The following is a 13,150-nucleotide window of genomic DNA, read 5'->3' on the forward strand; positions in this document are numbered from 1 at the left end:
AGGCACCACCGGCACCAGCGGCGGCGGGACCGGCGGCCAGGGCGCGGCCGGTGGGGACGGCGGCCAGGGCGGCACCGGCGGCGCAGCCGGAGCCACCAACGGCGGCACCGCCGGAACCCAAGGCGCCGGCGGTCAGGGCGGCATCGGCGGAACCGGCGGCGTCGGCGGCCAGGGCGGAACCGGCGTCGACAACAGCACCAACCCCGGCATCGCCGGAGGCGCGGGCGGCATCGGGGGTGTCGGCGGAACGGGCGGCGCAGCCGGCTTGGGCGGCTCCGGGTCGACCACCGGAGCCGCCGGCGCGGCCGGTGACGGCGGCGTAGGTGGTGGCGGCGGCACCGGTGGCCAAGGCGGACAAGGCAACACCGGCACCAGCGGCGGCGGGACCGGCGGGCAAGGCGCTGCCGGCGGTGACGGCGGCCAGGGCGGCGCCGGCGGCGCAGCCGGATCCGGTGGCGGCGGCCAGCAGGGCACCGGCGGCCAGGGCGGCATAGGCGGCCAAGGCGGCACCGGCGGCACGGGCGGAACTGGCACCGACAACAGCACCAACCCCGGCATCGCCGGCGGCGACGGAGGAGCCGGCGGAGTCGGTGGTACCGGCGGCGCAGCCGGCAAGGGCGGCACCGGATCGACCACCGGCGCGGCCGGCACGGCCGGTGACGGCGGCACCGGTGGCATTGGCGGGACCGGCGGCAAGGGCGGACAAGGCAGCAGCGGCACCAGCGGCGGCGGGACCGGCGGCCAGGGCGCGGCCGGCGGTGACGGCGGTCAAGGCGGCGCCGGCGGCGCAGCCGGAGCCATCAACGGCGGCACCGCCGGAATCCAGGGCGCGGGCGGCCAAGGCGGCATCGGCGGAACAGGCGGCCAAGGCGGCCAGGGCGGAACCGGCACCGACAACAGCACCAACCCCGGCGTCGCCGGCGGCGCGGGCGGCATCGGCGGAGTCGGGGGCACGGGCGGCGGGGCCGGCCTCGGCGGCTCGGGTTCCACTGTCGGTGCGGCGGGCACCGCGGGCGACGGCGGCGCCGGTGGCGGCGGCGGAACCGGCGGCACGGCGGACAAGGCAGCACCGGCGCCAGCGGCGGCGGCACCGGCGGCCAAGGCGCGGCCGGCGGGGACGGCGGCCAGGGCGGCGCCGGTGGCGCGGCCGGAGCCACTAACGGCGGCACCGCCGGAACCCAGGGCGTGGGCGGCCAGGGCGGCATCGGCGGAACCGGCGGCATCGGCGGCACCGGCGGAACCGGCACCGACAACAGCACCAACCCAGGGATCACCGGAGGCGCGGGCGGCATCGGCGGAATCGGCGGCACCGGCGGCGCAGCCGGCAAGGGCGGCTCCGGATCCAGCACCGGAGCCTCCGGCACGGCGGGCGACGGCGGCGCCGGTGGCGGCGGCGGGACCGGCGGCACGGCGGACAAGGCAGCAGCGGCGCCGGCGGCGGCGGGACCGGCGGCCAAGGCGCGGCCGGCGGGGACGGCGGCCAGGGCGGCGCCGGCGGCGCAGCCGGAGCTACCAACGGCGGCACCGCCGGAACCCAAGGCGCTGGCGGCCAAGGCGGGATAGGCGGCACCGGCGGCGTCGGCGGCCAAGGCGGCGGCGGCGTCGACAACAGCGCCAACCCCGGCGTCGCCGGCGGTGCTGGTGGCACCGGCGGAGTCGGCGGCACCGGCGGCGCAGCCGGCCTCGGCGGCTCGGGGTCAAGCACCGGCGCCTCGGGCAGCGCGGGTGACGGCGGAGTTGGCGGTGCGGGTGGGACCGGTGGCCAGGGCGGCACCGGCAGCACCGGCGCCAGCGGCGGCGGCGCCGGCGGCCAAGGCGCGGCCGGCGGGGACGGCGGCCAGGGCGGCGCCGGCGGCGCAGCCGGAGCTACCAACGGCGGCACCGCCGGAACCCAAGGCGCTGGCGGCCAGGGCGGCATCGGCGGGACAGGCGGCCAAGGCGGCACCGGCGGAACCGGCACCGACAACAGCACCAACCCTGGCATCGCCGGCGGTGCCGGTGGCACCGGCGGCGTCGGCGGCACCGGCGGCGCAGCCGGCAAGGGCGGCACGGGATCGACCACCGGTGCGGCCGGCGCCGCAGGTAACGGCGGCGCCGGTGGTGCGGGCGGCACCGGCGGCAAGGGCGGTACTGGCACTATCGGCGCTATTGGCGGCACCGGCGGCCAAGGCGCCGCCGGCGGTGACGGCGGCCAAGGTGGCGCTGGCGGCGCCGCCGGCGCGACCAACGGCGGCACCGCCGGAACCCAGGGTGCCGGCGGCCAGGGTGGCCTCGGTGGAGTCGGCGGCCAAGGCGGCCAAGGCGGATTCGGCATCGACAACAGCACCAAGTCGGGTGTCGTCGGTGGAGCGGGCGGCACGGGCGGCACCGGCGGCACCGGCGGCGCTGCAGGAAAGGGCGGCACGGGCTCGACCACCGGTGCGGCCGGCACAGCGGGTAACGGCGGCGTCGGTGGCACCGGCGGAACCGGTGGCATGGGTGGACAAGGGAGCACCGGCGCAATCGGTGGCGGGACCGGCGGCCAGGGAGCGGCCGGTGGTGACGGCGGCCAGGGCGGCGCCGGCGGCGCGGCCGGCGCCACCAACGGCGGCACCGCCGGCACTCAAGGCATCGGCGGCCAGGGCGGCTTCGGCGGCAAGGGCGGACAGGGCGGCACCGGCGGCATCGGCACCGACAACAGCACCAACCCCGGTGTCACCGGTGGCGCGGGCGGCACGGGCGGCACCGGCGGCACCGGCGGCGCTGCAGGAAAGGGCGGCACGGGCTCGACCACCGGTGCGGCCGGCACAGCGGGTAACGGCGGCGTCGGTGGCACCGGCGGAACCGGCGGGCAGGGCGGGCAAGGCAACACCGGCGCAATCGGTGGCGGTACCGGCGGCACCGGCGCCGCCGGCGGTGATGGCGGACAAGGCGGCCAAGGCGGCGCGGCCGGCAAGGCTAACGGCGGGTTCAACGGCGTCCAGGGCGCCGGCGGCCAGGGCGGCTTCGGCGGCACCGGCGGCCAGGGCGGCACTGGAGGGATCGGCACCGACAACAGCGCCAACGCCGGCATGGCCGGTGGAACGGGCGGCAACGGTGGCACCGGCGGTACCGGCGGCGCGGCCGGCCTCGGAGGCACCGGCTCGACCACCGGTGCGGCCGGCAGCGCCGGCAACGGCGGCGTCGGCGGCACCGGCGGCACCGGTGGCATGGGTGGGCAAGGCAAAACCGGCGTGATCGGTGGCGGCACCGGCGGCATCGGCGCCGCCGGCGGTGACGGCGGCCAGGGCGGCGCTGGCGGCGCCGCCGGCAAGGCCAACGGCGGGTTCAACGGCGTCCAGGGCGCCGGCGGCCAGGGCGGCTTCGGCGGCACCGGCGGCCAGGGCGGCCAAGGCGGCATCGGCACCGACAACAGCTTCAATCCCGGAATTGCCGGTGGCGCAGGCGGCCAGGGCGGTACCGGCGGCACCGGCGGCGCTGCCGGCAAGGGCGGCACCGGTTCGACGACAGGAGCCGCGGGCACGGCCGGCAACGGCGGTGTCGGCGGCACCGGCGGCACCGGCGGCCAAGGCGGGCAGGGCAACACCGGCACAATCGGAGGCGGCACCGGCGGCGAGGGCGCGGCAGGTGGTGACGGCGGACAAGGCGGCCAAGGCGGCGCAGCCGGCAACGCCAACGGCGGCTTCAACGGCGCCCAGGGCGCCGGCGGCCAGGGCGGCTTCGGCGGCACCGGCGGCCAGGGCGGCCAAGGCGGATTCGGCACCGACAACAGCACAAAGTCGGGTGTCGTCGGCGGAGCGGGCGGCGCTGGCGGCACCGGCGGCACCGGCGGCGCTGCCGGCAAGGGCGGCACCGGCTCGACGACAGGAGCCGCGGGCAGCGCCGGCAACGGCGGTATCGGCGGCACCGGCGGCACCGGCGGCCAAGGCGGACAGGGCAGCATCGGCGTGGTCGGTGGCGGCACCGGCGGCCAAGGCGCCGCCGGCGGGGATGGCGGCCAAGGCGGCCAAGGCGGCGCAGCCGGCAAAGCTAACGGCGGGTTCAACGGCGCCCAGGGCGCCGGCGGGCAGGGCGGCTTCGGCGGCAAGGGCGGTCAGGGCGGCCAGGGCGGCATCGGCACCGACAACAGCTTCAACCCCGGAATTGCCGGCGGCGCAGGCGGCCAGGGCGGAACCGGCGGCACCGGCGGCGCGGCCGGCCTCGGAGGCACCGGCTCGACCACCGGCGCGGCCGGCAGCGCCGGCAACGGCGGCGTCGGCGGCACCGGCGGAACCGGCGGGATGGGCGGACAAGGCAACACCGGCGCCACCGGTGGCGGCACCGGCGGCCAAGGCGCCGCCGGCGGGGATGGCGGACAAGGCGGCCAAGGCGGCGCAGCAGGCAACGCCAACGGCGGCTTCAACGGCTCCCAGGGCGCCGGCGGGCAGGGCGGCTTCGGCGGCAAGGGCGGTCAGGGCGGCCAGGGCGGCATCGGCACCGACAACAGCTTCAACCCCGGAATTGCCGGCGGGTCCGGTGGCACGGGTGGCACCGGCGGCACCGGCGGCGCGGCTGGCCTCGGAGGCACCGGCTCGACCACCGGCGCGGCCGGCAGCGCCGGCAACGGCGGCGTCGGCGGCACCGGCGGAACCGGCGGCATGGGCGGGCAAGGCAGCATCGGCGTGGTTGGTGGCGGCACCGGCGGCATCGGCGCCGCTGGCGGTGACGGCGGACAAGGCGGCCAAGGCGGCGCAGCAGGCAACGCCAACGGCGGCTTCAACGGCTCCCAGGGCGCCGGCGGCCAGGGCGGCTTCGGCGGCAAGGGCGGTCAGGGCGGCCAAGGCGGCATCGGCACCGACAACAGCTTTAACCCCGGCATTGCCGGCGGCGCAGGCGGCCAGGGCGGAACCGGCGGTACCGGCGGCGCCGCGGGCAAGGGTGGCACCGGCTCGACCACCGGTGCGGCCGGCAGCGCCGGCGACGGCGGCACCGGCGGCACCGGCGGAACCGGCGGAACCGGCGGACAAGGCAACACCGGCGCCTCCGGTGGCGGCACCGGCGGCCAAGGCGCGACCGGAGGCGACGGCGGACAAGGCGGCACCGGCGGCGCAGCCGGGAACGCCAACGGCGGCTTCAACGGCGCCCAGGGTGCCGGTGGCCAGGGCGGGTTTGGCGGCACCGGGGGCCAGGGCGGAACCGGCGGCAACGGCACTAACAGCGCCAATCCGAATGCGGCCGGTCAAGCGGGCGGCCAGGGCGGCACCGGCGGAACCGGCGGAGACGCCGGTAAGGGCGGCAACGGCTCCACCGCGGGTGCCGCAGGCGGCGCCGGCAACGGCGGCACCGGCGGCTTAGGCGGCAATGGCGGCAACGGGGCCGACAACGCCACCGTCGCAACCGCCGGACAGCAAGGCGCCCAGGGTGGCGCCGGCGGAGACGGCGGCCAAGGCGGTACGGGCGGCGCCGCCGGCAAAGCTCACGGCGGCTTCAACGGCGCCCAGGGCGCCGGTGGCCAAGGCGGCGTCGGCGGCACCGGCGGCCAGGGCGGCACCGGCGGCAACGGCAGCGACAGCACCAACCCGAGCACGGCCGGTCAAGCCGGCGGCCAGGGTGGCGCCGGGGGGACCGGGGGCGCAGCCGGCAAGGGCGGCAACGGCTCCTCCACGGGTGCCGCAGGCACCGCCGGCAACGGCGGCACCGGCGGCCTGGGCGGCAACGGCGGCAAAGGCGCCGACAACATCACAACAGCGAGCACCGGGCAGCAAGGCGCCCAAGGCGGAACCGGCGGTGCCGGTGGCCAAGGCGGTACTGGCGGCGCGGCGGGCGACACCAACGGCGGAACTGCGGGCACCCAGGGCGCCGGTGGTCAGGGCGGTAACGGCGGCACCGGCGGTAAGGGTGGCACCGGCGGCATGGGCACTGATAACAGCAGCAACCCCGGCGTCGCCGGCGGCGTCGGCGGCCAAGGCGGCACCGGCGGTACCGGCGGCGACGCCGGGACTGCCGGGACGGGCTCCAGCAACGGCACGGCAGGCACCGCCGGCAACGGTGGCTCAGGCGGTCTGGCCGGAAACGGTGGCAACGGCGGTCAGGGCACCACCGGTCCGACTGGCGCCACCGGCGGCATCGGCGGCTCCGGCGGCCAAGGTGGTCAGGGCGGCTCCGGCGGCGCCGCGGGTGCGACCAACGGCGGCAAGGCGGGCATTCAGGGCGCCGGCGGCCAGGGTGGAAACGGCGGCACCGGCGGCCAGGGCGGCACCGGCGGCATCGGCGTCACCGACACCGGAAGCGGTGCGGGTACCGGAGGCAACGGCGGTCTTGGTGGCAGCGGCGGTGCAGGCGGCGCCGCAGGAACCGGCTCGACCCTAGGCACCCAAGGTAACGGCGGCAACGGCGGCCAGGGCGGCACTGGCGGCCAGGGTGGAACCGGGCGGGCGGGCGCCAACGCGGCCGCAGCCGGCAGCGGCACCCCGGGTGGCACCGGCGGCAACGGCGGCCAGGGCGGGAACGCCGGCACCGGCCTCACCAATGGCGTCAACGGCAGTGGCGGTGACGGCGGCGCAGGAGGCACCGGCGGTCAGGGCGGCGTCAGCACGTCAGCCGGCGGCAACGGCGGTAACGGCGGCGTCGGCGGCAAGGGCGGCACGGCGGGTATCGCGGGCACCGGTGGCACGGGCGGCACCGCGGGCGATGCCGGTAGCGGCGGAACCGGCGGCAACGGCGGTGCCGGCACGGCAGGGACGTCTGGGACCGCCGGCAGCGGGGCCGCGGGTACTACCGGCGGCCAGGGCGGTAACGGTGGCCAGGGCGGCAGCGGCGGAAATCCGATCGGCACCGGCGGAGCCGGCATCGGCGGTAACGGCGGCCAGGGCGGAGCCGGCGGCGCAGGCGGCAATGGCGGTTCGGGCTCCGCCGTTGTCGCGGGCGGCAATGCTGGCAACGGCGGTGCGGGCGGCACCGGTGGAGCCTCAGGCGCCGGCGGTACGGGCGCGAACAGGGGCACCGGCGGCACCGGCGGCGCCGGCGGCAACGGCGGAATCGGCGGCAACGGCGGAACTGTCACCGCCTCGGGCGTGGCCGGCAAAGCAGGCGGGAACGGTGGCGCGGGCGGCGCCGGCGGACAAGGTGGGGCCGGTTTGACCAGCACCGGCATCAACGGCAACGGCGGCGCCGGCGGCAACGGCGGCAACGGCGGTACCGGCAGCAGCGGCGCAACCAACACCGGTACCGGTGCCGGTGGCGCCGGGGCGAACGGCGGCAACGGGGGCAACGCCGGCGCAGGCGGGGCTACAGGGACCGGCGGAACCGGAGGCACAGGCGGCGTCGGCGGCAGCGGAGGTACCGGCGGGGCCGCCGGCAACGGCGGTAATGGCGGTAACGCCACTGCCGCCGGCGCCACCGGCGGCACCGGCGGCAGTGGCGGCCAGGGCGGCAACGGCGGAAACGCCGGCAACGGCGGAAACGCCTTCAACGGCACCGGCGGCAACGCCGGCCTCGCCGGCAACGCGGGCACCAACGGCAACGGCGGCAACGGCGGCAACGGCGGCAACGCGACAGGAAACAACAACGGGGGTAAGGGCGGTACCGGCGGAAACGGCGGCAACATCAGCGGGGCCACCGACCAGATCGGCGGTAACGGCGGCCAGGGCGGTCAGGGCCTGACTCCCGGCACGAGCAGCGCAGGCGGGTCCGGCCAGGTGGGCGGCCAGGGCGGCAGGGGCGGCAACGGCGGCACCGCGGTCGTCGGCACCGGAGGCACCGGCGGCACTGGCGGAATCGGCGGCGACGGCGGAAACGGCGGTAACGGTGGCGCCGGCGCGATCAGTCTCAGCGCCGGTGTGGCCAGCGGCAACGGCGGCGCGGGTGGCGCCGCCGCCAGCGCCGGGGCCGGCGGCCAGGGTGGTAACGGCGGCGCCTCCACCGTGGGCGTCGGTGGGGCCGGCGGCGTGGGCGGCCAGGGCGGCAACAACCTCGGCGGCGCCAACGGTGGAAATGGCGGCGCAGGCGGCGACAACTTCGTCGCCGGCGGCAAGGCAGGCAACGGCGGAAACGGCGGATTCAACGGCACCGGCGGTACCGGCGGCACCGGCGGCACGGGCGGCACCGGCGGCTCCAAGGCCGGCGCCGGAGGCGCCGGAGGGGCGGGCGGGCAGGCCGGTGGCGGCAGCTCCAGCAGCACCTCGACCATCGGCAACGGCGGCGCCGGAGGCACCGCTTCTGGCGTCGGCGGCATCGGCGGTAAGGGCGGCAACGGCGCGGCTGGGGGTGCCAGTGGCACCGGCGGCAACGGTGGCGCCAGCGGCAGCGGCAATCTCGGCAAGGGGGGTAGCGCGGGCCAAGCCGGAGGCGTGGGCGGCATCGGTCTGATGCCGAGCGGCGGCAACGGCGGCAAGGGCGGGAACGGCGGCCTGGCCGGCAACGTCGGCGGCGCGGGCGGCGCCGGCGGCGCAGCCTAGGGCGACGTCAGCCGAGTCAAGCGGTCACGTGCGCGGCGTGCACGTCGTCAGCCGGCCGCGCCTCGGTCTGGTCCTTGGCCCAGCGATAGTCCGGCTTGCCGGCCGGCGAGCGCTTCACCTCGTCGACGAACCAAAGGCTGCGCGGCACTTTGTATCCCGCGATTTCCGAGCGTACGAAACGGTCCAGTTCGGCCAGCGACGGCCGAGCCCCTTCCCGGGCCTGCACCACGGCCGCGACGTGCTGTCCGTAGCGCGGGTCCGGCACACCGACCACCAGCGCGTCGAACACATCGGGGTGTCCCTTCAACGCCGCCTCAACCTCTTCGGGGTAGATCTTCTCGCCGCCGCTGTTGATCGACACCGAGCCGCGGCCCAGCATCGTGACCGTGCCGTCCTCTTCGACCATCGCGTAGTCACCCGGAATCGCATAGCGCACACCGTTAATGGTCTTGAACGTCTCGGCCGTTTTCTTCTCGTCCTTGTAGTAGCCGACCGGGATGTTGCCCTTCTTGGCGATGAACCCGCGGACACCCGAGCCCGGCTTGACCTCGTTGCCTTCTTCGTCGAGGACGACGGTGCGGTGGTCGATGGTCACCCGCGGGCCACCGCTGTGCGGCGCGTCCTTCGCGACGATGCTCGTGCCGCCAAAGCCGGTCTCCGACGATCCGATTGAGTCGGTGATGACTCGATTCGGCAGCAGCTCAAGGAATTTCTCCTTGATACTCGGCGAGAACAGCGCAGCGGTGCTCGCCAGCAGGAACAGCGACGACAGGTCGTAATCGTTGTCTTTCTGCAGGGCGTCCAGCAGCGGACGGGCCATCGCGTCACCGGTGAAGAACAGCAAGTTCACTTTGTGCTTGTGGATGGTCTGCCAAACCTGCTCGGCATTGAATTCCGGTGACAGGACGGTGGTTTGGCCGGAGAAGATCGACATCCAGGTGGCCGATTGGGTGGCCCCGTGGATCATCGGCGGTATCGGGTACCGGACCATCGGGGGGTTCGCGGCGGCAGCCTTCGCCAGGTCGTACTCGTCCTTGACGAATTCCCCTGTGGCGAAGTCGGTTCCGCCGAGTAGCACGCGGTAGATGTCTTCGTGGCGCCACATCACACCCTTCGGGAAGCCGGTGGTGCCGCCGGTGTAGAGCAGGTAGATGGCGTCCGCGCTGCGCTCCCCGAAGTCGCGCTCGGGCGAGCTGTCAGCGATCGCGGAGTAGAACTCGACGCCGCCGTAGCGCGTGTAGTCCAGATCGCTGCCGTCCTCGACGACCAGCACCGTCTTGACGTTCGGGGTGTCCGGCAACACGTTGGCGACCCGGTCGGAGTACTGCCGCTCGTGCACCAACGCGACCATGTCCGAGTTGTCGAACAGGTAGCGCAGCTCGCCTTCGACATAGCGGAAGTTGACATTGACCAGAATCGCGCCCGCCTTGATGATCCCGAGCATCGCAATGACGATCTCGATGCGGTTGCGGCAGTAGAGGCCCACCTTGTCGCCCTCGCGCACCCCCTGATCCATCAGGTAATGCGCGAAGCGGTTGGCCTTCTCTTCCAGTTGGGCGTAGGTCAACTGCTCATCACCGCAGATGAGCGCTACACGGTCCGGCACTGCGTCGATGGCGTGCTCGGCAAGGTCAGCAATATTCAGGGCCACGGCCACCAAATTAGAACGTGTTACATTTCTTGACAAGCTCACACCCGATGTCGAGGAAGAGGCGGTAGCCGTGGCGGAGCAGCCAGCAAACGAATCCGGGCCGGACGCACTGGTGGAGCAGCGCGGTCACACGCTGATCGTCACGCTGAACCGGCCGCAGGCTCGCAACGCTCTGAGCACCCAAATGATGCAGATCATGGTCGAGGCCTGGGATCGTGTCGACAACGATCCCGACATCCGTTGCTGCATCCTCACCGGCGCCGGTGGCTACTTTTGTGCCGGCATGGATCTCAAGACCGCGACCAAGAAGCCACCGGGCGACTCCTTCAAGGACGGCAGCTACGACCCGTCGCGCATCGACGCGCTACTCAAGGGTCGCCGGCTCACCAAACCGTTGATCGCGGCCGTCGAAGGACCGGCGATCGCCGGTGGCACCGAGATCCTGCAAGGCACCGACATCCGGGTGGCCGGGGAGAGTGCCAAGTTCGGCATCTCCGAGGCGAAGTGGAGCCTGTACCCGATGGGCGGCTCGGCAGTCCGGCTGGTGCGGCAGATCCCCTACACGGTGGCCTGCGACCTGCTGCTGACCGGACGGCACATCACCGCTGCCGAGGCCCTCGAGATGGGCCTGATCGGGCATGTCGTCCCAGACGGTCAAGCGCTGACCAAGGCGCTCGAGCTCGCGGAGATCATCGAGAACAACGGCCCGCTGGCCGTGCAGGCGATCCTGCGGACGATCCGTGAGACCGAAGGCATGCACGAGAACGACGCGTTCAAAATCGACACCCAGATCGGCATCCAGGTCTTCTTGTCCGACGACGCGAAGGAAGGCCCACGGGCGTTCGCCGAGAAGCGCAAGCCGGCGTTCAAAAACAAGTAGCCCCCGCCGCCGAGTGTGAAACCACTGCGAAAATCGGGCTTGATTTTCGCAGCCAGCTCACGTTCGGCGTCGTTGTCGGACCGGCAAGACAGACTGCAGAGCCGTGACCGGTCCATTTATCGGCAGCGAAGCGTTAGCGAACGGAGTACTGACTCCCTATCAGCTGCGTAGCCGCTACGAAGCGATTCATCACGACGTCTACATTCCGATGAAGACGAACCTGACCGCAACAGAGCGCGCCTATGCGGCCTGGCTCTGGTCGAAACGGCGCGGAGTCGTCGCAGGACACTCCGCGTCCGCACTGCACCGCGCGCAATGGGTCGACGCTCGAGCGCCCGCTGAACTCATATACCAACACCGCCGCCCGCCCTCGGGCATCATCACGTGGTCAGACCGGCCAGCTGCGGACGAAACGCAGATTGTCGCGGGCGTTCCAGTAACCACACCCGCGCGCACAGCGTTTGATCTGGCGACTCGCTATCCGATCGGCAGAGCGGTCGCAGCGATCGACGCCCTCGCGCGTGCCACGAAACTCCAACGGGCCGACGTCAACGCCCTGTTCGCACGGCACAAAGGGCACCGCAACATCCGGCAAGCCCGCAAAGCCCTATCACTCGTCGACGCCGGGGCACAATCACCGAAGGAAACCTGGCTACGACTGCTCATCATCGAGGCCGGCTACCCTCGACCTCAGACCCAGATCCCGATTCATGGCTTGTACGGCGAGCTGGTCGGAATTGCGGATATAGGTTGGGAGGACATGAGACTCGCGCTCGAATATGAGGGCGCGCATCACCGGACACCAGACCAGTTCGCGAAAGACATCGCCCGCTACGAAACGATGACCAATGACCTACATTGGATCGTCATCAGGGTCACCAGCCGGGACACACCCGGCGGCATCCTCGGCCGACTCGCGACCGCCTGGACGCAAAGAGCCCCTACCCCAGAACCGGCGCGCTCGGCGTGAACACCACCGGCATCGACTCCAGGCCGGACACGAAGTTCGCCGGCCGAAGCGGCAACGCCGACTCGTCGGCCAACCGCAGATCAGGCAACCGCTGCAACACCCGCGCCGTCATCAACGACAACTCCAGACGAGCCAGCTGGTTACCCATGCAGAAGTGGGTGCCGAAGCCGAAAGCCAAGTGACTGTTCGGGTTTCGCCGAATGTCGAAGTTCTCCGGCTGGTCGAAGACCGACTCGTCGAAGTTCGCCGCCTCGAACAGCAGCATGATCTTCTCACCCGCACTCAAGGCCGTGCCGTGGAACTCGGTGTCCGCGGTCAAAGTCCGGCACATGTTCTTGACCGGCGATGTCCAGCGCAGCATCTCTTCGATGGCACCGGGCAACAACGAAGGGTCGCCCACCATATCGGAGAACTGGTCCTGATGCCGCAGCAGCTGCTCGGTGCCCCCGCTCAACGTGTGCCGGGTGGTCTCGTCACCGCCGATCAAGATCAGCAGCGTCTCCATGACGATCTCTTCATCCGACATCCGCTGACCCTCGACCTCGGCGTTGATCAGGATCGAATACAGGTCGTCGGTCGGCTCGGCACGACGCTTGCCGATCAGGTCCATGGTGAACGCCGTGTATCCGGCGAACGCCTCCATCACCGTCTGGAACTCCACCGAGGTCGGGTCGATGTGCGACGACAGCCCGCACACCAGGTCGTCCGACCACTTCAGCAACATCCCCCGCTCGGACGGCAGCACGCCCAGCATGTCGCCGATCACCGCCATGGGCAGCGGCGCGGCGATGTCGCGGACGAAGTCGCACTCCCCTCGTTCACAGACCGCGTCGATCAGGGTGTCGCACAGCTCCCCGATCGAGGCCTCCTTGTCCTTCACCCGCTTGCGCGTGAAGCCGGCGTTGACCAACTTGCGCCGCACCAGATGTGCGGGATCGTCCATGTCGATCATGTACGGCATACCGGGCTGGTCGGGACGGATGCCGCCGGTGCTGGAGAACAGTTCCGGATTCCGCTCGGCGTCCAGGATGGCCTGATACGTGGTCGCAGCGGCGAGCCCATTACGGTCCCGGAACACCGGCTGATTGGCCCGCATCCAGCGATAGGCCTCCCGCGCCGCCACACCGTCGGCATAGAAATTGCCGTCCGCCAGATCGATGTTCAGGATCGTGTCCGGAATCGTTGACGTCATCTACAGCCTCCAGTTTTCTGCCTCGAGCCCATTACAGTAAGCC

Annotated in this window: 6 protein-coding genes and 1 pseudogene; 4 read left to right on the plus strand and 3 right to left on the minus strand. The window is 73.4% G+C overall.

What is annotated here, in order from left to right; genetic code table 11:
• A pseudogene (locus AWC08_RS36190) lies at positions 1-1,389 on the plus strand (hypothetical protein); the annotation flags it as partial.
• Positions 1,390-1,697: 308 nt separating this feature from the next.
• Here the strand turns inward: AWC08_RS36190 and AWC08_RS00590 are convergent.
• On the minus strand, positions 1,698-2,486 hold the full coding sequence (locus AWC08_RS00590) for a hypothetical protein (protein ID WP_085087284.1): 789 nt from the start codon (positions 2,484-2,486) through the stop codon (positions 1,698-1,700).
• Between AWC08_RS00590 and AWC08_RS37295 the strand changes: the two genes are divergently transcribed.
• Entirely contained in the window at positions 2,475-8,414 is a 5,940-nt protein-coding gene (locus AWC08_RS37295; RefSeq protein ID WP_159459943.1) for a PE family protein, read from the plus strand. The two genes, AWC08_RS00590 and AWC08_RS37295, sit on opposite strands and share 12 nt — an antisense overlap.
• Positions 8,415-8,430: 16 nt before the next feature.
• Here the strand turns inward: AWC08_RS37295 and AWC08_RS00600 are convergent, their stop codons facing one another.
• Positions 8,431-10,071 (minus strand): acyl-CoA synthetase, encoded by a 1,641-nt coding sequence (locus AWC08_RS00600; protein WP_065137332.1) that lies wholly within the window; start codon positions 10,069-10,071, stop codon positions 8,431-8,433.
• Positions 10,072-10,135: 64 nt separating this feature from the next.
• Here AWC08_RS00600 and AWC08_RS00605 point away from each other — a divergent pair, with 64 nt between their 5' ends.
• Positions 10,136-10,945, plus strand: coding sequence for a crotonase/enoyl-CoA hydratase family protein (locus tag AWC08_RS00605; RefSeq protein WP_065137331.1), 810 nt, complete (start codon positions 10,136-10,138; stop codon positions 10,943-10,945).
• 103 nt (positions 10,946-11,048) lie between these two features.
• Positions 11,049-11,915 (plus strand): type IV toxin-antitoxin system AbiEi family antitoxin, encoded by an 867-nt coding sequence (locus tag AWC08_RS00610; protein ID WP_065137330.1) that lies wholly within the window; start codon positions 11,049-11,051, stop codon positions 11,913-11,915.
• Here the strand turns inward: AWC08_RS00610 and AWC08_RS00615 are convergent.
• Positions 11,887-13,107 (minus strand): cytochrome P450, encoded by a 1,221-nt coding sequence (locus tag AWC08_RS00615; RefSeq protein ID WP_065137329.1) that lies wholly within the window; start codon positions 13,105-13,107, stop codon positions 11,887-11,889. The genes AWC08_RS00610 and AWC08_RS00615 overlap by 29 nt on opposite strands.
• Between the last annotated feature and the right edge of the window lie 43 nt (positions 13,108-13,150).

It is taken from the genome of Mycobacterium gordonae (assembly GCF_002101675.1).
Lineage (GTDB): Bacteria > Actinomycetota > Actinomycetes > Mycobacteriales > Mycobacteriaceae > Mycobacterium > Mycobacterium gordonae.

What these genes read in the sequence shown, in the direction of transcription:
- AWC08_RS37295 (WP_159459943.1), top strand. Translation starts at nt 2,475, where the DNA reads ATGGGTGGACAAGGGAGCACCGGCGCAATCGGTGGCGGGACCGGCGGC.
- AWC08_RS00615 (WP_065137329.1), bottom strand. Translation starts at nt 13,107, where the DNA reads ATGACGTCAACGATTCCGGACACGATCCTGAACATCGATCTGGCGGAC.